22 protein-coding genes and 2 tRNA genes are annotated in these 20,858 nt (G+C 67.4%); 10 read left to right on the top strand and 14 right to left on the bottom strand.

Translation table 11 applies throughout. The annotated features are described in order from the left end of the window. Window positions 1–39 precede the first annotated feature (39 nt). Window positions 40–930 (top strand): acyl-CoA thioesterase II, encoded by an 891-nt coding sequence (locus tag HDC31_RS08825; protein ID WP_113681943.1) that lies wholly within the window; start codon window positions 40–42, stop codon window positions 928–930. A gap of 114 nt (window positions 931–1,044) precedes the next feature. Here the strand turns inward: HDC31_RS08825 and HDC31_RS08820 are convergent, their stop codons facing one another. The 4 genes from HDC31_RS08820 to HDC31_RS08805 all read right to left on the bottom strand — a co-directional run bounded on the left by HDC31_RS08820 (window position 1,045) and on the right by HDC31_RS08805 (window position 4,379). After that, on the bottom strand, window positions 1,045–1,530 hold the full coding sequence (locus HDC31_RS08820; RefSeq protein ID WP_046747037.1) for a thioesterase family protein: 486 nt from the start codon (window positions 1,528–1,530) through the stop codon (window positions 1,045–1,047). A 7-nt stretch (window positions 1,531–1,537) separates the two neighbouring features. Further along, window positions 1,538–3,217 (bottom strand): energy-dependent translational throttle protein EttA, encoded by a 1,680-nt coding sequence (gene ettA / locus HDC31_RS08815; protein ID WP_046747038.1) that lies wholly within the window; start codon window positions 3,215–3,217, stop codon window positions 1,538–1,540. 63 nt (window positions 3,218–3,280) lie between these two features. Next, window positions 3,281–3,778 (bottom strand): DUF6993 domain-containing protein, encoded by a 498-nt coding sequence (locus HDC31_RS08810; RefSeq protein ID WP_046747039.1) that lies wholly within the window; start codon window positions 3,776–3,778, stop codon window positions 3,281–3,283. A 94-nt stretch (window positions 3,779–3,872) separates the two neighbouring features. Further along, window positions 3,873–4,379: a single-stranded DNA-binding protein gene (locus HDC31_RS08805; RefSeq protein ID WP_179516019.1), complete on the bottom strand. Its 507-nt coding sequence runs from the start codon at window positions 4,377–4,379 to the stop codon at window positions 3,873–3,875. 205 nt (window positions 4,380–4,584) lie between these two features. On the opposite strand from HDC31_RS08805, the gene HDC31_RS08800 reads away from it, so the two are divergent. Further along, window positions 4,585–4,854, top strand: coding sequence for a hypothetical protein (locus HDC31_RS08800; protein ID WP_113681941.1), 270 nt, complete (start codon window positions 4,585–4,587; stop codon window positions 4,852–4,854). 55 nt (window positions 4,855–4,909) lie between these two features. On the opposite strand, the gene HDC31_RS08795 is transcribed toward HDC31_RS08800, so the two are convergent. Beyond that, window positions 4,910–4,985: transfer RNA gene (locus tag HDC31_RS08795), tRNA-Arg, on the bottom strand. An 87-nt stretch (window positions 4,986–5,072) separates the two neighbouring features. Between HDC31_RS08795 and orn the strand changes: the two genes are divergently transcribed. The 6 genes from orn (at window position 5,073) to HDC31_RS08765 (ending at window position 7,689) form a co-directional block, all read left to right on the top strand. Then, entirely contained in the window at window positions 5,073–5,699 is a 627-nt protein-coding gene (orn, locus tag HDC31_RS08790; protein WP_113681940.1) for an oligoribonuclease, read from the top strand. Between the two features lie 35 nt (window positions 5,700–5,734). Further along, a tRNA-His gene (locus tag HDC31_RS08785) sits at window positions 5,735–5,809 on the top strand. Window positions 5,810–5,898: 89 nt separating this feature from the next. After that, window positions 5,899–6,528 (top strand): LysE family transporter, encoded by a 630-nt coding sequence (locus HDC31_RS08780; RefSeq protein ID WP_046747042.1) that lies wholly within the window; start codon window positions 5,899–5,901, stop codon window positions 6,526–6,528. Between the two features lie 26 nt (window positions 6,529–6,554). Next, window positions 6,555–6,902, top strand: a complete 348-nt coding sequence (locus HDC31_RS08775) for a metallopeptidase family protein (protein ID WP_113681939.1) — start codon at window positions 6,555–6,557, stop codon at window positions 6,900–6,902. Further along, window positions 6,899–7,195 carry an ATP-dependent Clp protease adapter ClpS gene (clpS, locus tag HDC31_RS08770; RefSeq protein WP_046747044.1) on the top strand — a complete coding sequence of 99 codons (297 nt, stop codon included), beginning with the start codon at window positions 6,899–6,901 and terminating at the stop codon, window positions 7,193–7,195. The genes HDC31_RS08775 and clpS overlap by 4 nt, the downstream gene beginning before the upstream one ends. Beyond that, window positions 7,192–7,689, top strand: a complete 498-nt coding sequence (locus HDC31_RS08765; RefSeq protein ID WP_113681938.1) for a DUF2017 family protein — start codon at window positions 7,192–7,194, stop codon at window positions 7,687–7,689. The genes clpS and HDC31_RS08765 overlap by 4 nt, the downstream gene beginning before the upstream one ends. On the opposite strand, the gene HDC31_RS08760 is transcribed toward HDC31_RS08765, so the two are convergent. The 6 genes from HDC31_RS08760 to gatC are packed head-to-tail and all read right to left on the bottom strand — an operon-like array spanning window position 7,690 to window position 13,241. Then, a complete protein-coding gene (locus tag HDC31_RS08760; protein ID WP_082738362.1) occupies window positions 7,690–8,271 on the bottom strand; it encodes a hypothetical protein in 582 nt (193 codons plus the stop codon). Beyond that, complete coding sequence (locus tag HDC31_RS08755; RefSeq protein ID WP_046747046.1) at window positions 8,255–8,572, bottom strand: hypothetical protein; 318 nt, start codon at window positions 8,570–8,572, stop codon at window positions 8,255–8,257. Before HDC31_RS08755 ends, HDC31_RS08760 begins: the two co-directional genes overlap by 17 nt. Window positions 8,573–8,609: 37 nt before the next feature. Then, complete coding sequence (gene dinB, locus HDC31_RS08750; RefSeq protein ID WP_058630630.1) at window positions 8,610–9,866, bottom strand: DNA polymerase IV; 1,257 nt, start codon at window positions 9,864–9,866, stop codon at window positions 8,610–8,612. A 47-nt stretch (window positions 9,867–9,913) separates the two neighbouring features. Then, window positions 9,914–11,428 carry an Asp-tRNA(Asn)/Glu-tRNA(Gln) amidotransferase subunit GatB gene (gene gatB / locus HDC31_RS08745; RefSeq protein WP_058630629.1) on the bottom strand — a complete coding sequence of 505 codons (1,515 nt, stop codon included), beginning with the start codon at window positions 11,426–11,428 and terminating at the stop codon, window positions 9,914–9,916. After that, the gene (gene gatA / locus HDC31_RS08740; protein WP_179516018.1) at window positions 11,428–12,945 is read right to left on the bottom strand and encodes an Asp-tRNA(Asn)/Glu-tRNA(Gln) amidotransferase subunit GatA; all 1,518 of its coding nucleotides are present in this window, start codon (window positions 12,943–12,945) and stop codon (window positions 11,428–11,430) included. Before gatA ends, gatB begins: the two co-directional genes overlap by 1 nt. After that, window positions 12,942–13,241 (bottom strand): Asp-tRNA(Asn)/Glu-tRNA(Gln) amidotransferase subunit GatC, encoded by a 300-nt coding sequence (gene gatC, locus HDC31_RS08735; protein WP_026049703.1) that lies wholly within the window; start codon window positions 13,239–13,241, stop codon window positions 12,942–12,944. The genes gatA and gatC overlap by 4 nt, the downstream gene beginning before the upstream one ends. Before the next feature lie 67 nt (window positions 13,242–13,308). Between gatC and HDC31_RS08730 the strand changes: the two genes are divergently transcribed. Both HDC31_RS08730 and HDC31_RS08725 read left to right on the top strand, forming a co-directional pair. Then, entirely contained in the window at window positions 13,309–15,009 is a 1,701-nt protein-coding gene (locus tag HDC31_RS08730) for a long-chain-fatty-acid--CoA ligase (protein ID WP_113681937.1), read from the top strand. Window positions 15,010–15,056: 47 nt separating this feature from the next. Then, complete coding sequence (locus HDC31_RS08725) at window positions 15,057–16,898, top strand: DEAD/DEAH box helicase (protein WP_374706391.1); 1,842 nt, start codon at window positions 15,057–15,059, stop codon at window positions 16,896–16,898. Between the two features lie 23 nt (window positions 16,899–16,921). Here HDC31_RS08725 and HDC31_RS08720 read toward each other — a convergent pair whose 3' ends face one another. Genes HDC31_RS08720 through mnmA form a run of 3 tightly spaced genes read right to left on the bottom strand, consistent with a single transcriptional unit; the run spans window position 16,922 to window position 20,855 of the window. After that, entirely contained in the window at window positions 16,922–17,389 is a 468-nt protein-coding gene (locus tag HDC31_RS08720) for a hypothetical protein (protein WP_113681935.1), read from the bottom strand. After that, entirely contained in the window at window positions 17,386–19,719 is a 2,334-nt protein-coding gene (ligA, locus tag HDC31_RS08715) for an NAD-dependent DNA ligase LigA (RefSeq protein WP_113681934.1), read from the bottom strand. Before ligA ends, HDC31_RS08720 begins: the two co-directional genes overlap by 4 nt. A gap of 38 nt (window positions 19,720–19,757) precedes the next feature. Then, complete coding sequence (mnmA, locus tag HDC31_RS08710; RefSeq protein ID WP_082682493.1) at window positions 19,758–20,855, bottom strand: tRNA 2-thiouridine(34) synthase MnmA; 1,098 nt, start codon at window positions 20,853–20,855, stop codon at window positions 19,758–19,760. Between the last annotated feature and the right edge of the window lie 3 nt (window positions 20,856–20,858).

Raw genomic sequence — 20,858 nt, 5'->3', positions numbered from 1 at the left:
TACCAACGGAGCGGCGCCTCGGGGCGCGGAGAGGAACAGATGAGCACGGACGAGCACGCCACCCGGACCGTCGAGCGACTGCTCGAGGTGCTCGATCTCGATTCGACGCAGGCACGGACCACGGAGGACATCTTCACGGGTTCTTCGCACCCGATGCCGAGCGGACGGATCTACGGTGGCCAGGTCCTCGCTCAGGCGCTCCTGGCTGCCGAACGCACGCTCCCCGAGGATCGGGCTGCGCACTCGATGCACGGCTACTTCCTGCGCCCCGGCGACGCGAGCCAGGGCATCACGATCTCTGTGGACCGCATCCACGACGGACGTTCCTTCTCGACGCGCCGTGCCCAGGCGTACCAGAACGGAGTGCCGATCTTCTCGATGATCGCTTCCTTCCAGGACGCGGACCCCGGTGTCGAACATGCGGCATCGATGCCGGAGGGCATTCCCGCACCGGAAGACCTGGCTCCGGACGAGGCCCGCGTGCAGGGGCTCCCCGGCGGGACGGCCCGGATGCTGAGCGAGCGGGCAGCGGACATCCGTCACGTCGACTCGCCGTTGTATCTGCCCAGTGACGACGAGCGCATACCGCAGCAGGCCGTGTGGATGCGCCTGCGCGCTCCGCTCCCCGACGACCCGCGTCTGCATCGCGCAGCCATCGCCTACCTCAGCGACATGACGATCCAGGAGTCCATCCTTCGGGCGCACGGCGTGTACTGGGCGCTTCCCGGTCTCAAAGTCGCGAGCCTCGATCACGCGATGTGGTGGCACCGGCCCGCGCGGGTGGACGAGTGGCTCCTGTACGTGCAGGAGTCGCCGAACGCGCGCGGCGGACGGGGACTCGCCACCGGCCGGATCTTCACCCGTGACGGCGAGTTCGTGGCGAGCGTCGCGCAGGAGATCATGATCCGCGTCCCTGACGATCAGGACTGACGAGCAGCACTGACCAGCAGCGCTGAAAGCGTCTGCCGGGTTTGACTGGCCCGACCGGCTTGAAGAGCTGGCAGCTTCGGTCGAGGCGCGCTGCGACCGGGACCGCGGCCGGTGTCAGCGGTGTGTGTACTCGATCGATTCGCCGACGTACGGCTCCCAGACGTCGCGCATCTCCTGGGTCAGGCGGGTCGGGCGACCGGTCTGCGCGTCGACCAGGACGATGATCGCCGTCGAGCGCGCGTAGATCTGACGAGGTTCCGCCGTCGGATCGTTGTGTACCTCGTAGCAGACCTCGACGCTGGATCCGCCGAGCTTGCCGAACCACATCTGCACCTCGAGCGGTCGCCGCTGATACGGCACCGGCGCGAGGTATTCGATCTCCTGGCGGGCGATCAGCGTGAGGATCCCCTCTTCGATGCCCGAATCGAGCACCGCCGTCGATGGAGCCTCCTCGCCGGGGCCCGCACGCCAGAACGCTCGCACGCGAGCCTCCTCGAGCAGTTTCAGCATCGAGGTGTTGTTGACGTGGTTGAACGCATCCAGATCGCCCCAGCGGAGCTGGATCGGGATGTGCAGGCGGGGCCCCGGCGTCGCGGTCATGACGGAGTCAGTCGCGCGTCAGCTTGCGGTGGGTCGAGCGGTGCGGCTTGGCGGCATCGGCTCCGAGACGCTCGATCTTGTTCTCCTCGTACGCCTCGAAGTTGCCCTCGAACCAATACCACTGGTCCGGCTTCTCGTCGGTTCCCTCGTAGGCGAGGATGTGCGTGGCGATGCGGTCGAGGAACCACCGGTCGTGGGTGATCACCACGGCGCAGCCGGGGAACTCGAGCAGCGCGTTCTCCAGCGAGCTCAGGGTCTCGACGTCGAGGTCGTTCGTGGGCTCGTCGAGAAGAAGCAGGTTGCCACCCTCCTTGAGGGTCAGCGCCAGGTTGAGGCGGTTGCGCTCACCACCGGAGAGCACGCCGGCCTTCTTCTGCTGATCGGGGCCCTTGAAGCCGAACTTCGACACGTAGGCGCGCGACGGGATCTCGGTCTTGCCGACCGTGATGTAGTCGAGGCCGTCGGAGACGACCTCCCACAGCGTCTTGTTCGGGTCGATGTTGGAGCGGGACTGGTCGACATAGCTGATCTTGACCGTCTCACCGATCTTCAGGTCTCCGCCGTCGAGCGGCTCGAGCCCGACGATGGTCTTGAACAGGGTGGTCTTTCCCACACCGTTCGGCCCGATGACGCCGACGATGCCGTTCGGCGGGAGGCTGAAGCTGAGTCCATCGATGAGCGAGCGCCCGTCGAAGCCCTTCTTCAGGTTCTTGGCCTCGATGACAACGCTTCCGAGACGCGGGCCCGCCGGAATCTGGATCTCCTCGAAGTCGAGCTTCCTGGTCCGCTCCGCCTCGGAAGCCATCTCCTCGTATCGGGCGAGACGCGCCTTCGACTTGGTCTGGCGACCCTTCGCGCTGGAACGCACCCACTCCAGCTCCTCCTTGAGGCGCTTGGCGAGCTTGGCGTCCTTCTTGCCCTGGATCTCGAGGCGTTCGCCCTTCTTCTCCAGGTACGTCGAGTAGTTGCCCTCGTAGCCGATCAGACGGCCGCGGTCGACCTCGGCGATCCACTCGGCCACGTGGTCGAGGAAGTACCGGTCGTGGGTGATGGCGATGACGGCGCCCTTGTATGCCTGGAGGTGCTGCTCGAGCCAGAGCACGCTCTCGGCGTCGAGGTGGTTGGTCGGCTCGTCCAGGAGCAGCAGATCGGGCTTCTGGAGGAGCAGCTTCGCCAGCGCCACACGACGCTTCTCTCCACCCGACAGGGGTGCGATGGCCGCGTCTCCCGGAGGGGTGCGGAGGGCGTCCATGGCCTGCTCGAGCTGCGAGTCGAGGTCCCAACCGTCTGCCGCGTCGATCTCCTCCTGAAGCGAGCCCATCTCGGCGAGGAGAGCGTCGAAGTCGGCATCGGGATCCGCCATCAGAGCGGAGATCTCGTTGAACCGGTCGAGCTTGGCCTTGATCGCGATCCCGTCCTGGATGTTCTCCAGAACGGTCTTGGTCTCGTCGAGTTCAGGTTCCTGCATCAGGATGCCGACCGTGAAGCCCGGGGAGAGCTTCGCCTCGCCGTTCGACGGGGTGTCGAGTCCTGCCATGATCTTGAGGATGGTCGACTTACCCGCGCCGTTCGGACCGACCATGCCGATCTTGGCCCCGGGGAGGAACGCCATGGTCACGTCGTCGAGGATGAGCTTCTCGCCCACCGCCTTGCGCGCACGAACCATCGAGTAGATGTACTCAGCCACCGAAAACCGCTCCTTCTGTTGGCGTCGAAGATCGACACTCCAGCCTACCGGCCCCCTGGCATCTCACCAGTCGATCGGACGTGTGGTGCCGACGAGACAGCGCCCCTCCGCGAGCTGCGGGAGAACCGCCGTGACGACCTGACCGGTGGAAGGGCCGACCTGGCCGACGAGGCACTCGTCATTGCCCCAGCGGACCGAGAACTGCAGACTCTCCGCCGGGTTGCCCACCGTGGTCAGGTCCTGGGTCACCTGCATCGAATCGCGATCGAATCCTGCGCCGATCAGCGCGTCGATGTACGCCCGACCTTCGCCGCGCTGCTCGGTCGCCCAAACGCCCTCCGCGGTAGCGGTGAACAGCGGCAGATTGTCGTCGGCGCTGCCATCCGGCACGAGAACGGGCCCGACGGGTGCCGTCGATTCCGCGTCCGGTGAGGCGGAGGCCGTGGCGGAGGGAGACGGTGCGGCGGTCGGCGTGCAGCCGGACAGGAGCATGGCGACGACAGCGGCGGCGGCTAGTGCACCGGCTGTGCGCGGCGGAGGAAGGACCGATCGACGAAGCACGTGCCGAGTCTACGTCGCCTTCTCATCACACCTGCGCTGTCCTCGTGCCCCCGTTCACGCGCGCAGCCGTGCGCCGTCGCCGAGGCAGCGCCCGTCACGCGCTCCCGGCCACCTCTACGTCCGGTGCCGACCAGGAGAGTGCGAACGCGGATGAATCGCTCCCCGAGCCCAGCGCATCGACGTCATCCTCGGAGACACGCGTATCCGGTGATTCGGTCGACGTGTCGGGAGTACCCGTCTGCGGACGCGGCTGCGGGCGATACGCCGTGGTTCCCCACCGCAGATCATGGCCGATCGCATCTGCCTCGATGTCGACACTGGTGCCGTGCTTCCCGTTGCTCTCCCAGTTGCGGATCTTGAGACGCCCCGTCACGATGACGCTGTCTCCCGTGCGCAGCGACGCCTTGGCGTTCTCTCCGAGGTGGCGGAACGCCGCCACCGAGTACCAGTTGGTGCCCGAATCCGTCCACGTCTGCGTCGCGGCATCGAAGCGACGGTGCGTGGTGGCAAGGCGGAAGTTGGTGACAGGGACCCCTCCGCCTGTCTGTGTCTGCGCCGGGTCGGTGGCGACTCGTCCCACGATGGTCAGGGTGTCGATCATGTTCGTATCCTCTCGATCGCCGGGTCTCTTCCGGCTTTCTCCAGCTTGCGCGGGAGCCTCGGGCCGCGGATGCGGTGAAGACGCAACCGGTGGACAGATTGCAGATCGCGCGGACGGTGGAGAGAAAGCCCCGATGACAGCGACGGAACCTGCGACGGCGAATGTCGGTGGTCGGTCATATCTTCGAATCATGAAAGGAGTACCGATGTCCGACCACCTGACCACTTCCCTACCCGACGTCCCGTTCGCCACGCCTCGACTCTCCTCTGCGCGCGAGCATCTGGTCCGCGCTGCCGATCACCTCTGGAGGGTCCAGGATCGCCGGGAGCACATCCTGGGTCATCTCCGGATCGTCGCCGATCCGCTGGGGCTTCGGTACCGCGCCGAACGGCTGCACCTCGCGACGGGCGTGTTCCGCGTCGTCGGCGAGTTCTGGAGTGTGGACGACGCGGTCGCGGCTCTGCGTGCTTCCTGACGACGGCCAGGAGGCCGGTCCCCTTCCGCGTCTCTCACCGGGATTCGATGCTGCGTGGTGCCCCCGGCAGGATTCGAACCTGCGACCAAGAGATTAGAAGGCTCCTGCTCTATCCCCTGAGCTACGGAGGCGCACGCGTCTAGAGTATCGCGCTCCTGCCGAACGATCATGACGCCGGTTCCGGTCGGGGATGTCGGGACCGTCGATAGGATGGCGACATGGTATCTGCGTCCGAGAACGACCGTCTCGTATGGATCGACTGCGAGATGACGGGCCTCGATCTCGCAGTCGACGAACTCGTGGAGATTGCGGTCGTGATCACCGACTTCGAACTCAACCCCGTCGATGCGGGGTTCCAGGTGGTGATCAGAGCCAGCGAAGCGGCCCTCGATCACATGAATGACTTCGTCACGAACATGCACGAGACCTCGGGGCTCATCGACGAGATCGCAGGCGGTCTCTCGCTCGAAGAGGCGGAGGCGCAGACTCTCGCCTATATCAAGCGCTTCGTTCCGCTCGAGCGGAAGGCTCCTCTGGCAGGCAACACGATCGGCACGGACAGGATGTTCCTGGCAAAGTACATGCCCCAGGTCGATCAGTGGCTGCATTACCGCAACGTCGACGTGTCGAGCATCAAGGAGCTGTCGCGCCGCTGGTATCCGCGGGTGTTCTTCCAGGCTCCCCCGAAGGACGGCGGTCACCGCGCCCTTGCTGACATCCTGGAGTCGATCAGGGAGCTCCGCTACTACCGGGAGGCCGTGTTCGTCGATGAGCCGGGTCCGTCGAGCGACGAGGCTCGCGAGATCGCTTCCCGTACGGTGTCAGAGTTCACTCCGAACATGTAATAGACTCGTATGGTTGCCCGCTCCGGTGGGCACATGGTGGGTATAGCTCAGCTGGTAGAGCGCTGGCTTGTGGTGCCGGATGTCGCGGGTTCGAGTCCCGTTACTCACCCTCCAGAAGAAGGCCCGAATCGCAAGGTTCGGGCCTTCTTCGCATCTGTGCCTCGAATGATGCGCCCCCGCGAAGCCCTAGACTGACGACGTGTCGCTCGCGGTCTGGTTCTCGTTGCTGACCGCTTCCGTCGTCATCAGCTTCACGCCGGGGGCCGGCGCGATCAACACGATGTCGAATGCGATGAATCAGGGATGGCGTCGTTCCATCTGGGGCATCGTCGGCCAGCAGATCGCCCTGATCGTCCATGTGGCGGTCGTCGCCGCGGGAGTCGGGCTCCTCGTGTCCCGTTCGGAGCTTCTCTTCAACGGGATCCGCTACGCCGGAGCGGCCTACCTCGTGTTTCTCGGCGTCCGGCTGATCCTGACGAAGCCGACCGTGGCGGTCGAGGACGCACCCGTTCCGGTCGACTCCCGTGAGAGCCCGTGGTCGATGATCCGCCGCGGCTTCTGGGTGAACCTGCTCAATCCCAAGGCGATCGTGTTCTTCCTTGCGTTCATCCCCCAATTCGTCAGACTGGATCAGCCCCCGCTCCCCCAGTACCTCACGCTCATCGCGACCGTGATCGTGGTGGACGTGATCGTGATGTGGGGGTTCTTCGCAGCAGCCGCGCGTCCGTTCCGTCGCCTCACGCGAACCGCGCGCGGACAGCGAGTGCTCAACACGGTCTTCGGCACGCTCTTCATAGCGGTCGCCGCGATTCTCGTTCTCCTCCACTGAGGGCTGTCGCCCCTAGGCTGGAGGGGATGGACATGGATGCGGCCGCCTTCGAAGAGCTCGTGATCGACGAGCTCGATCTGCTCCCCGACGACATGGTCGAAGGGCTCGACAACGTGGTGTTCGTGGTGGAGGACCGCCCGGAGGACGGCAGCCTCGATCTGCTCGGTCTCTATGACGGACTGGCGCTGACGGAGCGGACGCAGTACGGGATGGGCGAACTCCCCGATCGCATCGTCGTCTACCGCGAACCGCATCTTGCGCAGTGCGAGACGGAGCAAGAACTCCGCGACGAGATCCACAGGACGTTGGTGCATGAGATCGCGCACTTCTACGGGATCGATGATGCGCAGCTGCACGAGTTGGGCTGGGCATGACGATGCCCACGGCAGTCCCCGATCTCGAGGAGACGATCGAACTCAGTGCCGCACCTCTGGAGCCGTGGCAGGTCGTCGTCTGGAATGATCCGGTGAACCTCATGAGCTACGTCGTCCGCGTCTTCCGGAAGTACTTCGGCTACTCGCTCGACCACGCGACAGCGCTCATGCTCGCGGTGCACAACGACGGGCACGCGATCGTGGCCACGGGTCCCCGGGAGACCATGGAGGTCCACGCGCAGGCGATGCACGACTACGGCCTCTGGGCGACGGTCAGAAGGGCCTCCCCATGACCTCAGACCGCATCACCGTCACGATCAGCGCCATCGAGGAGCATCACCTGGCGATGCTGCTCGACGACTTCATCGAGCTCATCGGTGAATCGCGGAACGGCGAGGACCCGGCCGTCGACCGCCTGACGCCCAACCCGTATCCCGATGACCCCGACGCCGCTGCCGATTTCGCCGGGAGCACGCGGAAGGATCTGCTCGATCGGCGCCTCGCGGACGCGCGTCGCATGCGTGCTGCGCTTGAAGAGGTCTCTGCCCCCACTGCGGGCCTCACGGATGCAGAAGCGGTTCGCACTCGTGACCTCTCCATCACCCTGGGCGATCTGGAATCGTGGCTCCGCACCGTGACGGCCCTGCGCCTCGTGATCGCTGATCGTCTGGGGATCACGACGGACCAGCACGCGATGTCGGACAGACGTCACGACGTGTACGACTGGCTGGGCTATCGCCTGGAGCTTCTCATCCAGGCAGCAGACGAAGCCGAGTCGGGCGCGTAGTCAGGGAACCTCGACGATACGCGTCGCCAGGGAGCGAGGATCATCCCGCTCGATGTGACGGCGTTCCTGCGCGGCCCAGCGGTCCCAGTGCGGGCGATAGGTGTCCCCGTCGCGAGCGAGGGCGCGCGCCTTCCGCGAGGCTTCCCCCGACTCCACCCAGACTCTGACATCGGCGAGACCCGCCGTGGAGGGGCGAAGGATGCCGCTCCCCTCGATGATCATTCCGAGGGAGGGGTCGACGGCATGACTCTCCGCCTCGGACTGCTCTTCCCAATCCCAGCGGCGCCAGATGCCGATGTAGCCGCGTCCGTGCGGACCGAGGATCCACTCGCGGGCGCGCTCCGCGCCGCCGTCGAGTCCGTCCCACCCCGGATAGAGGGAATCCAGGGCGATGAGCTGCACGTGCCCGACCACGGGCCAACGTCTCACCAGCAATGCCGCGAGAGAGGACTTGCCGGCCCCGCTGCCGCCGTCGATGAGGACGACCGGGTTCGCCGCGGCCACGGCACGGACGTCCTGCTCGATCAGTGCCGCGGCGTGCTCCAGTGCAGCCGCGACCGGATCGTCACTTCTTGAGGGCACGGATGATGCGAGTGAGCGCCCGTCCGGCGACCCAGACGAAGGGGACAGCGACCACGAGCAGCGTGATGATGTTGGGCTCGAAGCGCAGACCCTCCTCGCGACGCACGTACACGCCGACCGGAACGGAGACGCCACCGCCGCCGCCACCCTCGCCGCCGTCGCCGCTGCCGCCACCGAAACCGGAGTACGTGAACGCCACCGGGGTGATACTCACTCCACCGACGTCCTGTGGTTCTCCGTATGCGCTCTTCACGCCGAAGGACGCAGCCTGCTTTCCGAGTTCCAGTGCAATGTTCGGCATACCCCCACGCTAGTCCAGGAACCGCGCCGGTGCGGGATCAATTCACGCCATGGGCCTTCGGATGCTGAGCGGCTCCCCGACCGTCTCCGCGACCTATGTGCCGCGCGCGACTGATCGTCGCCGTGCCGAACCGAGCGACGGCCTCGTCGACGGCCCCCTCGACTTTGCGCCAGTCCTCGTCTTCGTCCCAGAGAGCCAGGCCCCCGCCGCCGGCAGGACGCAGGTTCTCGGCGCGAACACCGACGAGCCGGACGGGGTCTCGCCGATCGATCAGCTCGAACAGCGACTGCGCGGCCTCGCCGATGCGTTGCCCCACCGCGGTGGGTTCGCTCAAGGTCTGAGAGCGGTTGACCGTGCGGAAGTCGTCGAAGCGGATCTTGACGGCGACGGTCGAGGTCTCCCACTCCGCGCGCCGGAGCCGAGCCGCGACCCGGTCGGCCAGCCGCAGCAGTTCGGCTCGCAGGAACGGACGGTCGAGGATGTCGTGGTCGAACGTCTCCTCGTGGCCGATGCTCTTCTCCACCCGCTCCGTGTGCACCGCTCGCGGGTCTTCCCCCCGCGCGAGTTCTCCGAGACGCATGCTGAGGGCCGTGCCCACGGCGCGTTCGACCATACCGGGGCGCGCATCGCGGACGTCCTGCACCGTGCGGATACCACGCGCCTCCAGAGCCTCCGCCGCTTTCGGACCGACGCCCCACATGGCCCGGACCGATCTCGGCGCCAGGAAGTCGAGGGTGTCCCTCGCTGCGACCACGAGCATCCCGTCGGGCTTGGCGATCGTCGAGGCCATCTTCGCGACGTGCTTGGTCGCCGCCACTCCCACGCTGCAGGTGATTCCCACCTCGTCGAGGACTCGTTGTCGGATGAGCTCGGCGATGCGTGCAGGACTCCCCCAGAGTCGACGCACACCCTGCACATCGAGGAACGCCTCATCGACGGACAGCGGCTCGACCAGCGGGGTGAACGACTCGAAGATCGCCATGACCTGCCGGGAGACCTCCTGGTAGCGGTGGAAGTGCGGCGGGACGATGCGCGCGGTCGGGCACAGTCGAAGGGCCTGCGACACCGGCATCGCCGCCCGGACGCCGTAGCGTCTCGCCTCGTACGATGCGCTCGACACCACGGAACGCCCATCGGGAGCTCCGATGATCAGAGGCAGTCCGCGGAGGGAAGGATCGTCGAGCACCTCCACGGCGGCGTAGAACGCGTCCATGTCGACATGGAGAATCCGCGTGCCGGAGTCGTCGGCGTCGGGGGCGGATACGATCCGCCCCCGCCCGTCACCGTGTCCCATACGACCATTCTCCCCCGGGCCTCCGACACGAGGCCCGGGACGGCGCGCTACTGCGCAGCGCGCTCGAGAATGAGCTCACGGACACGGGCGGCGTCCGCCTGGCCCTTCATCGCCTTCATGACGGCCCCGATCACGGCGCCGGCGGCCTGCACCTTACCGTCCTTGATCTTGGCCATCACATCGGGCTGCGCTGCGAGGGCCTCATCGATGGCGGCGATCAGCGCTCCGTCGTCGGAGACGACCGCGAGCCCACGCGAGTCGACCACTTCCTGCGGCGAACCCTCCCCGGCGATGACGCCCTCGAGCACCTGACGCGCGAGCTTGTCGGTCAGGGTTCCCGCATCGACGAGCTGCTGCAGAGCAGCCACGCTCTCCGGGCTGATCAGCTCGGTCGCGTCCTTCTCCTGGGAGTTCGCGATACGGGTGATCTCACCGGTCCACCACTTGCGCGCGGTCGCGGGGGTCGCCCCGGCGGCGATGGTCGCCTCGACGACCTCGAGCAGACCGCCGTTGCGGACGTCCTGGAACTCCAGGTCGGTGAATCCCCATTCGGTCATGAGGCGGCGGCGGCGAGCCACCGGCTGCTCCGGAAGCGCCTCGCGCAGTTCCTCGACCAGCTCGGCTGCCGGCTCCACGGGCAGCAGATCCGGTTCGGGGAAGTAGCGGTAATCGTCGGCATCCGACTTGGGCCGTCCCGGCGAGGTCGTGCCGGTGTCCTCGTGCCAGTGCCGGGTCTCCTGCGTGATGGTGCCGCCGTCCGCGAGGATCTGCGCCTGACGCTGGATCTCGTATCGCACGGCACGCTCGACGGAACGCATCGAGTTGACGTTCTTCGTCTCGGTGCGGGTGCCGAGCTTCTCCTGTCCGCGCGGACGGAGCGAGACGTTGGCGTCGCAGCGCAGGTTGCCGCGCTCCAGACGAGCTTCGGAGATGCCGAGTCCCCGCACGATGTCGCGGATGGCCTGCACATAGGCCTTCGCGACCTCCGGCGCACGGTGGTCGGTGCCGAAGATCGTCTTCGTCACGATCTCGACCAGGGGCACGCCGGCGCGGTTGTAGTCGACGAGCGAGTACTCGGCGCCCTGGATGCGCCCGGTCGCACCGCCCATGTGGGTCAGCTTCCCGGCGTCCTCTTCCATGTGCGCGCGCTCGATGGGGATCGTGATGAGCGTCCCGTCCTCGAGCTCGACCTCCACCGAACCCTCGTACGCGATCGGCTCGTCGTACTGCGAGATCTGGTAGTTCTTGCCCAGGTCGGGGTAGAAGTAGTTCTTCCGCGCGAACCGGCTCGATTCGGCGATCGAGCAGCCGAGAGCCAGACCGAGACTGATCGAGGAGCGGATTGCCGTCTCGTTCACGACCGGAAGCGAGCCCGGGAGCCCGAGGTCGACCGGCGCGATGAGCGTGTTCGGCTCGGCGGCATGGAAGGCCTCGTTCGCCGGGTTCGGCGCATCAGAGAACATCTTGGTGTTGGTGTTCAGCTCGACGTGCACCTCGAATCCGAGGACCGGCTCGAACAGCTCGAGCGCCTTGTCGAAGTCCATGAGCTTGGCGGCGGCCATCAGCGCTTCCCTCCTGCGAGCTGCGGTGCACGGGTGAGCAACGGCGCACCCCACGAATCGACGAGGAGCGTCTCGAGCGCTGCGCCGACCTTGTAGAGACGAGCATCCTCGCGCGCCGGAGCGATGAACTGGATGCCCACGGGGAGGCCGTCTTCGTCCGACAGCCCACTGGGGATGGAGATCCCCGGGACACCGGCCAGGTTCACCGGGATGGTGGTGATGTCGTTGAGGTACATCTGCAGCGGGTCGTCGATCTTCTCGCCGAGCTTGAACGCCGTGGTCGGCGCGGAGGGCGTCGCAATCACGTCGACCTCGGCGAACGCGTTCGCGAAGTCCTGCTGGATGAGCGTGCGAACCTTCTGGGCGCTGCCGTAGTAGGCATCGTAGTAACCCGCCGAGAGCGCGTACGTGCCGAGGATGATCCGGCGCTTGACCTCGTCGCCGAATCCGGCATCGCGCGTCGCGGACATGACGTCCTCGACCGTCGGGTTGCCGTCGGGGGTCACCCGCAGGCCGAAACGGACCGAGTCGAACTTCGCGAGGTTGCTCGACGCCTCCGCCGGGAGGATCAGGTAGTAGGCGGCGACGCCGTACTCGAAGTGCGGCGCGCCGATCTCGACGATCTCCGCGCCCTGGGCCTCCATCAGCGCGAGAGCGCTGCGGAAGGACGCGGCGACGCCGGGCTGGAAGCCGCTGTCGGGAAGCTCGCGGATCACGCCGACCTTGAGCCCCTTGAGCACGTCACCGCGCGCGCCCTCACGGGCAGCCTCGGCGAACGAGGGCCACGCATCGCGCAGGGAGGTCGAGTCCTTGGGATCGTGGCCGCCGATCGCGTCGTGCAGCAGTCCGGAGTCGAGCACGGTGCGGGAGACCGGGCCGACCTGGTCGAGGCTCGAGGCGAGGGCGATCGCGCCGTAGCGGCTCACACCGCCGTAGGTGGGCTTGACGCCGACGGTGCCGGTCACGTGCGCGGGCTGACGGATCGAGCCGCCCGTGTCGGAACCGAGCGCGAGCGGCGCTTCGAACGCGGCGACGGCCGCAGCCGAGCCACCACCGGAACCGCCCGGGATGCGATCGAGGTCCCAGGGGTTGTGCGTGGGGCCGTATGCCGAGTGCTCGGTGGACGACCCCATCGCGAACTCGTCCATGTTGGTCTTGCCGAGCGGGATCAGTCCCGCGGCGCGAGAGCGTGCGACCACCGTCGCGTCATACGGCGAACGGTAGCCCTCCAGGATGCGCGAGCCACTCGTGGTGGGCTGGTCCGTCGTGACGAGGACGTCCTTGATCGCGAGAGGGACTCCCGCGAGCGGGCCCAGCTCTTCACCCTCCGCACGACGGGCATCGATGGCTGCAGCCGCCTCGATCGCCCCTTCGTTGACGTGCAGGAACGCGTGGACGTCGCCGTCCACCGCGGCGATGCGGTCGAGATGAGCGCGGGTGGCCTCGACACTGGAGACCTCGCCGGAAGCGAGCTTCGCGGCGAGATCCGCCGCGTCCAGACGGATGATGTCGGTCACTGCTCTTCTCCCAGGATCGCGGTCACACGGAATCGGCCGTCGGCGGCATCCGGGGCGTTCTGAAGCACCTGCTCGTGCGTGAGCGTCTGCCCGACCACGTCGGGGCGGAAGACGTTGCTCAACGGGATGGGGTGACTCGTCGCTGCCACGTCGGCGGTCGCGACCTCCGACACCTTGGCGATGTTGTCGACGATCGCGTCGAGCTGGCCCGTGAGCCGCGACACCTCGTCGTCGTTCAGCTGGATGCGTGCGAGCACACCGAGGTGGCGCACGAGTTCAGGGGTGATTTCAGACACTCCTCCAGTCTAGTTGGAGCACCCGTCACTCCTCTTCCCTGCACGGCCGTCGACATATGCTGGGCGGGTGAGCACGTTCCAGCCCCCGCGCCCGTGGACCGCCAGCTACGCCGCAGGCGTCCCGGAAGACCTGCCTCCCGTCGACGGATCGCTCGTCGACATCGTCGCCGCCTCGGCACGCGACTATCCGGATGCCCCCGCCCTGCAGTTCTTCGGCCGCGAGACGACGTACGCCGAGCTGCAGGCCGCCATCGACCGGGCGGCGACGGGCTTGCGAGACCTGGGCGTCCGCGCCGGCGACCCGGTGGCCATCGTGCTCCCCAACTGTCCGCAGCACATCGTGGCGTTCTACGCCGTGCTCCGACTCGGCGCGGTCGTGGTCGAGCACAACCCGCTGTACACGCCGCGCGAGCTCCGCAAGCAGTTCGAGGACCACGGCGCGAAGCATGCGATCGTGTGGAACAAGGTCGTCTCCACGGTGCAGGAGTTCCCCGCCGACCTGGCGGTGACGAACCTCGTCTCCGTCGACGTGACCCGCGCGATGCCCTTCCTCACCCGCTTCGCCCTGCGTCTGCCCGTCGCCAAGGCCAGGGAGTCCCGCGCAGCGCTCACCGAGAAGGTCCGCGGCACGGTGCTCTGGGACTCGCTGATCGCCGCTGACCCGATTCCGTCGTCGCACCCGACGCCCGCAGCAGACGACCTGGCGATCATCCAGTACACCTCAGGCACCACCGGGACGCCGAAGGGTGCCGCGCTCACACACCGCAACCTCCTCGCCAATGCTGCGCAGTCGCAGGCCTGGGTGCCGTCGATCCAGCGCGGCAAGGGATGCGTCGTGTACGCGGTGCTGCCGATGTTCCACGCATACGGCCTCACGCTCTGTCTGACGTTCGCGATGTCGATGGGCGCGCGACTCGTGCTCTTCCCGAAGTTCGATCCCGATCTGGTTCTCGACGTCGTGAAGAAGCATCCCGCGACGTTCCTCCCGCTCGTGCCACCGATCGCCGACCGCCTTCTGAGCGCTGCCAAGGCCAAGGGTGTGTCGCTCGACGGCATCGAGGTCGCGATCTCCGGGGCCATGGCACTGCCCCACGAGCTGGTGGTGCCCTTCGAGGAGGCGACCAACGGCTACCTCGTCGAGGGCTACGGCCTGAGCGAGTGCTCGCCCGTACTCATGGCGAACCCCGTCGCCGACAACCGCGTGCCCGGCACCGTCGGACTTCCGCTGCCCGGAACCGAATGCCGGGTGGTCGACCCGGAGAACCCCACGGAGGACGTGCCTGCAGGAGCGGCGGGAGAACTCGTGGTTCGCGGACCGCAGGTCTTCTCCGGGTACTACGGCAAGCCGGAGGAGACGGAGGCCGTGTTCGTCGACGGGTGGTACCGCACGGGCGACATCGTCACGATCGACGAAGCCGGCTTCGTGCGCATCGTCGACCGCATCAAGGAGCTCATCATCACCGGCGGCTTCAACGTCGCCCCCACCGAGGTCGAGAATGCGCTGCGCCAGCACCCGCAGGTGGTCGACGCTGCGGTCATCGGACTACCGAGCGAGCACTCGGGCGAGGAGGTCGTGGCCGCGATCGTCGTCGATCCGGAGACCGAGGTCGACGTGGAGGCCATCCGCGAGTTCGCGCGCAGCATCCTGACGCCCTACAAGGTCCCCAGGAGGATCTTCGTGGTCGACGAACTCCCGAAGTCGCTCATCGGCAAGGTGCTCCGTCGGCAGGTCAAGGAGAAACTGGTCGCCCTGAACACCGGCTCCTGAGGACGCCCTCACAGGCGGCGAGACGTTCGGCGCGCTACCCTTGGGAAGTGACCCCTGAAGATGCAGTGCTGACCGACGCCCCCGAGGACTCCCCCGCGACCCCCGGATTCGAGGAACTCGGAATCACCGGGCCCGTCCTCAAAGCCATCAAGGACCTCGGCTACGAGACCCCGTCGCCCATCCAGGCGGCCACTATCCCTACCCTCCTCGCCGGGCGCGACGTCGTCGGCATGGCGCAGACCGGAACCGGCAAGACCGCGGCATTCGCGCTGCCCGTGCTCGAGCGTCTCGATGTCGCGCAGAAGACGCCGCAGGCGCTCGTGCTGGCTCCGACCCGTGAGCTCGCCCTCCAGGTGTGCGAGGCGTTCGAGTCGTACGCGTCCAAGATGAAGGGTGTTCACGTCCTCCCCGTCTACGGCGGACAGGGCTACGGCGTGCAGCTCTCGGCTCTGCGCCGCGGGGTGCATGTCATCGTCGGGACACCGGGCCGCATCATGGATCACCTCGCCAAGGGCACGCTCGACCTGTCGCAGCTGCAGTACCTCGTGCTCGACGAGGCCGACGAGATGCTGAAGATGGGCTTCGCGGAGGATGTGGAGCAGATCCTCGCGCAGACACCCGAGGAGAAGCAGGTCGCGCTGTTCTCCGCCACGATGCCGCCGCAGATCCGCCGCCTCGCGCAGAAGTACCTGCGTGAGCCGGAAGAGATCAGCATCAAGTCGAAGACCGCGACGGGCACGAACATCACTCAGCGGTACCTCGTGGTCTCGTACGCGCAGAAGGTCGACGCGCTGACCCGCATCCTCGAAGTCGAGAACTTCGACGGCATGATCGTCTTCGTCCGCACCAAGAACGAGACCGAGACGCTCGCCGAGAAGCTCCGCGCCCGCGGCTACTCAGCCGCAGCCATCAACGGCGACGTGCCTCAGGTGCAGCGCGAGCGCAGCGTCAACCAGCTCAAGGACGGAAAGCTCGACATCCTCGTCGCGACCGACGTGGCCGCGCGCGGGCTCGACGTCGAGCGCATCAGCCACGTCGTGAACTTCGACATCCCCACGGACACCGAGTCCTACGTGCACCGCATCGGTCGCACCGGGCGCGCGGGACGAACGGGCGACGCTATCAGCTTCATCACCCCGCGCGAGCGCTACCTGCTCAAGCACATCGAGAAGGCGACCCGACAGCAGCCCACTCAGATGCAGCTGCCGAGCACGGAGGACGTGAACACCACCCGGTTGACCCGGTTCGACGATGCCATCACCACCGCTCTCTCGGAGACCGGGCGCATCGACGCGTTCCGCGACATCATCGCGCACTACGTCCGTCATCATGATGTGCCGGAGAGCGACGTCGCCGCGGCGCTGGCCGTGGTCGCGCAGGGAGACAAGCCTCTGCTCCTCGATCCCGCCAACGATGCGCTCACCAGGGCCGTCGAGGCGGACAACCGGCCGCAGCGGGAGCGCCCCGCTCGTGACGCGCGCGAGCCTCGGGGCGAACGCCGCAGCCGTGGCGACTACACCGCCTATCGCATCGAGGTCGGCAGGCGTCACCGTGTCGAGCCGCGCCAGATCGTCGGCGCCCTCGCCAACGAGGGCGGCCTGGGTCGTGACGACTTCGGGGCGATCAACATCCGCCCCGACTTCTCGACCGTCGAGCTCCCGTCGAACATGGATCCCGCCGTGCTCGACAAGCTCCGCGACACCCGCATCTCGGGTCGCCTCATCGAGATCAAGCCCGACCGCGGTCCTGGCGCTCGACGTAGCGGCCCTCGCGAGGATCGTCCCTCCGGCGGTCGCGGTGACCGTTTCGATCGTCGTGACCGTGACGAGCGCCCTGCGCGCGAAAGCCGGGACGAGAAGCCCTTCCGCAAGCCGCGCCACAAGAACTGACGGCGGATCGCGCGCGGCGGTGTCTAGTCGCTTCCGCGCGCGAGCCGTGCGGCGACGGCGATCAGCGGCTCTGGATGTGCCAGAAGGGCCCGTTGCTCCGGGTGCGAGATCAGGTGAGCGATCAGTCGGTGCGCTCCCGTGACGGTCGGGGTCCAGTAACCTCCGACGTGATGACGGCTCAGCGGGACGGTGCGCGTCTCTCCTTCGACGACGAGCTTCGCGGAACCGTCATCGGGATCGATCCCGGGATCGCTCAGCATCAGGGCGGTCAACGCTCCGAGCAGCACAGTGCCCGTGAGACCGGGGAGGCGGAAATTCGTCGTCGGAACGTCGAGTTCGATCTGCTCGAGTCCCGTCCACGGCACTATTCCGCGATTCTCGACTCCGTCGCGGATGATCACGGCCTCGGGCATCAGCCGCAGGTGGTTCCGACCGGGATCACCGACAGCCAACGCCTCGGGGACGACGATCAGCGGACCGTAGCGTCTCACGCCCCTTCGCCCGCGGGAGGGAGCGCGTCCGGTCCCTCCGTCACCAGGATGTGGAACTGCGCCGCATCGAGGATCCGGAGACCGAGCTCCTCCGCCTTGGCGAGCTTGGACCCCGCGCCGGGGCCGGCGGCCACGAAGTCCGTCTTCTTCGACACGCTCGACGCCGCCTTTCCTCCCGCGTTGATGATGGCTTCCTGCGCACCCTCACGCGTGTAGCCGTCGAGCGAGCCGGTGGCGACCACCGTCAGCCCTTCGAGCACTCCCCCTGCGGCGACGGCAGCGCCGGGACCGGGGTGACCTGGTGTCTTCCACTGCACCCCCGCATCCGCCCACTGCTCCACGATCTCTTTGTGCCAGTCGACCTCGAACCAGGCCAGGAGCGAGTCGGCGATGATGCCGCCCACGCCCTCCACGGCAGCCAACTCGTCGCGCGTAGCCGTGCGGATCGCGTCGAGTGAGCCGAACCACTGCGCGAGCGCCCTCGCAGCGACAGGTCCGACGTGGCGGATGTTCAAGGACACGAGCAGACGCCACAGCTCCTTCTTCTTCGCCTTCTCGAGCTCGGCGAGGAGAGTGAGCGCCTGGGACGAGGGCTGCGGACCCTCGAGGCCGGACTTCTTCTCGGCCGCAGTCGGGTTCCGTCGGAACGGGGCGCGCGTCTTGACGATCCCGTCCTCGTCCTCCTTGGGAAGCCCCGTCTCCGCGTCGCGGACCACCAGCTCGATGGGGACGAGCTGGTCGAGCGTGAGGGCGAAGAGGCCGGCCTCGGTCTCGAGCGGCGGCACCGCGGGAGACGTCGGCTGTGTCAGGGCGGCGGCGGTGACCTCGCCGAGGGCCTCGACATCGAGGGCACCGCGGGAGCCGATGTGCTCGACACGTCCGCGCACCTGCGCCGGACACGAACGCGCGTTCGGACACCGCAGATCGATGTCGCCCTCCTTCATCGCCCGAAGCGGAGTGCCGCACTCCGGGCACTCCAGGGGCATCACGAACTCGCGTTCCGTGCCGTCGCGCTTCTCGACGACCGGACCGAGGACTTCGGGGATGACGTCGCCGGCTTTGCGCAGCACGACCGTGTCTCCGATCAGCACGCCCTTCGCCTTCACGACGTCCTTGTTGTGCAGAGTCGCCTGCCGGACGACGGACCCCGCGACCTGCGCAGGAGCCATCACCGCGAAGGGCGTCGCGCGGCCGGTGCGGCCGACCGACACCACGATGTCGAGGAGCTTCGTCTGCACCTCTTCCGGCGGGTACTTGTACGCGATCGCCCAGCGCGGTGCCCGGCTGGTCGCGCCGAGCTCGTCATGAAGCTCGAGCTCGTCGACCTTCACCACGATGCCGTCGAGCTCGTGCTCGATGTCGTGGCGGTGTTCACCGAAGTACTCCACGAACGTGACAACCTCATCGATCGTGTGGCACACCCTGGTGTGCGGGCTCGTCGGCAGCCCCCACTCGGCCAGCAGATCGTAGACCTCGCTCTGCGCCGCGACGGGAGGGTTCGACCATGCGCCGACGCCGTGCACGTAGAGCGCGAGCGACTCGATGCGCAGCAGGCCGGCTTCGAGTTCGAGGCCGTTCTTCTTGTCGATCTGCTGACGCAGGCCGCCGCTCGCCGCGTTGCGGGGATTGGCGAACGCGGGGAATCGGCGCGCGGCGGCGGTGCGAGCCTTCTCCTCGTCGAAGGGCTTCTTCGCTCCGCCCCGCGCCTCCCAGCGCTCGAGCGCATCGGCGTAGGCGCGGTCGCGGAACGCCGCCTGGGCCGCGTTGAGCCGTTCGAACGCGGCGACGGGGATGAAGACCTCCCCGCGCACCTCCACGATGGCCGGGTGGCCCTCACCGCTCAGTCGATACGGGATCTCGGGCAGCCGAAGCGCGTTCTCCGTGACGATCTCCCCCACGCGTCCGTCGCCCCTGGTCGCAGCAGAAGTGAGCACGCCGTTCTCATAGCGGAGATTGATGGCGAGGCCGTCGATCTTCAGCTCGGTGAGCCAGGCGACATCGCGTCCGGCGGCGGCCTTCGTCTTCGCGGCCCATTCCCGCAGCTCGTCGATGGAGAAGACGTTGTCGAGGCTGAGCATGCGCTCCGCGTGCTCGATGGTCGCGAGGCCCGTCGCCTCAGCCGCCCCCACCATCTGTGTGGGCGAGTCCTGCCCCTGCAACTCGGGATGCAGACGCTCGAGCTCTTCGAGTCGGCGCATCCAGCCGTCGTAGGTGGAATCGTCGACGATCGAGGTGTCGCGGCCGTAGTAGGCCTCCTTCGCATCGAGGATGCGCGTGGTCAGCTCCTCGGCTTCGGTTCGGGCGTCTTCCAACGAGATGTTCTCCGGCACCCCGTCAGTCTACGAGCGGGTGCGGACACCGGAGGAGGCTACGCGCCGACAGGGACCGCGGACACCGTGGTGTCGATCGTGAACTGTCCGAGCACCCGCGTCCCGATGTAGAGCACGGCGGTCTGTCCCGGCGCGACGCCGTCCAACGCGACCTCGGGCGTCACGCGCACGCCGCCTTCGGAGATCTCGGCCCTCGCAGGGACCGGCTCAGCGTGCGCTCGGATCTGCACGTGGCACTCGAACGAGGACTCCGTGGGTGCGGCACCGGCCCAGCTGAACCGCTCTCCGGCGATCTCGGCGATCGCGAGGGCCTCCTTGGGGCCGACGACCACCGTGTTCGAGACCGGTCGCACCTCGAGGACGAAGCGCGGCTTGCCGTCTGCCGCGGGAACGCCGAGCTTGAGCCCGCGTCGCTGTCCGACGGTGAAGGCATGCGCGCCCTCGTGCGATCCGACGACCTCGCCCGCACGATCGACGATCTCGCCGGTGGCCGTGCCGACCTTCTCGGCGAGCCAGCCGCGCGTGTCCCCATCGGGAATGAAGCAGATGTCGTGGCTGTCCGGCTTCTGCGCGACGCTCAGGCCGCGTGCTTCGGCCTCTGCGCGGACGATGGCCTTCGTGGGCGTCGTGCCGAGCGGGAAGTAGGTGTGCGCCAGCTGCTCGGCCGTGAGGACGCCGAGCACATAGGACTGGTCCTTGGCGTTGTCCGACGCCCGGTGCAGCTCGAGGCCGTCCTCGCCGTCGACCAGAGTGGCGTAATGCCCCGTGCACACCGCGTCGAAGCCCAACTCGATCGCACGCTCCAGAAGGGCGGCGAACTTGATCTTCTCGTTGCAGCGCATGCAGGGATTCGGGGTGCGGCCTGCCTGGTACTCCGAGATGAAGTCCTCGATCACATCGTCTCGGAACCGCTCGGAGAAATCCCAGACGTAGAACGGGATGCCGAGCACGTCGGCTGCACGACGCGCGTCGAGGGCATCCTCGATCGTGCAGCATCCTCGACTGCCGGTGCGCAGCGTTCCGCCCGCCCGGGAGAGCGCGAGATGCACGCCGACCACGTCGTGCCCCGCCTCCACGGCCCTGGCTGCCGCGACGGCGGAGTCGACTCCACCGCTCATCGCCGCAAGGATCCGCATACG

Source organism: Microbacterium sp. JAI119 (assembly GCF_013410135.1).
GTDB classification, from domain to species: Bacteria; Actinomycetota; Actinomycetes; order Actinomycetales; family Microbacteriaceae; genus Microbacterium; species Microbacterium oxydans.
Note: the sequence above shows the minus strand (reverse complement) of the source record. Positions and strands in the feature narration are given on the sequence as shown.

Excerpts from the sequence above, each read along its gene's own strand:
- HDC31_RS08800 (WP_113681941.1), top strand. The coding sequence starts at position 4,585 with ATGTCCGACCACCTGACCACTTCCCTACCCGACGTCCCGTTCGCCACG.
- HDC31_RS08775 (WP_113681939.1), top strand. The coding sequence starts at position 6,555 with ATGGACATGGATGCGGCCGCCTTCGAAGAGCTCGTGATCGACGAGCTC.
- HDC31_RS08755 (WP_046747046.1), bottom strand. The coding sequence starts at position 8,572 with ATGCCGAACATTGCACTGGAACTCGGAAAGCAGGCTGCGTCCTTCGGC.
- orn (WP_113681940.1), top strand. The coding sequence starts at position 5,073 with ATGGTATCTGCGTCCGAGAACGACCGTCTCGTATGGATCGACTGCGAG.
- HDC31_RS08825 (WP_113681943.1), top strand. The coding sequence starts at position 40 with ATGAGCACGGACGAGCACGCCACCCGGACCGTCGAGCGACTGCTCGAG.
- HDC31_RS08765 (WP_113681938.1), top strand. The coding sequence starts at position 7,192 with ATGACCTCAGACCGCATCACCGTCACGATCAGCGCCATCGAGGAGCAT.
- HDC31_RS08805 (WP_179516019.1), bottom strand. The coding sequence starts at position 4,379 with ATGATCGACACCCTGACCATCGTGGGACGAGTCGCCACCGACCCGGCG.
- clpS (WP_046747044.1), top strand. The coding sequence starts at position 6,899 with ATGACGATGCCCACGGCAGTCCCCGATCTCGAGGAGACGATCGAACTC.
- gatB (WP_058630629.1), bottom strand. The coding sequence starts at position 11,428 with ATGGCCGCCGCCAAGCTCATGGACTTCGACAAGGCGCTCGAGCTGTTC.
- HDC31_RS08820 (WP_046747037.1), bottom strand. The coding sequence starts at position 1,530 with ATGACCGCGACGCCGGGGCCCCGCCTGCACATCCCGATCCAGCTCCGC.
- dinB (WP_058630630.1), bottom strand. The coding sequence starts at position 9,866 with ATGGGACACGGTGACGGGCGGGGGCGGATCGTATCCGCCCCCGACGCC.
- mnmA (WP_082682493.1), bottom strand. The coding sequence starts at position 20,855 with ATGCGGATCCTTGCGGCGATGAGCGGTGGAGTCGACTCCGCCGTCGCG.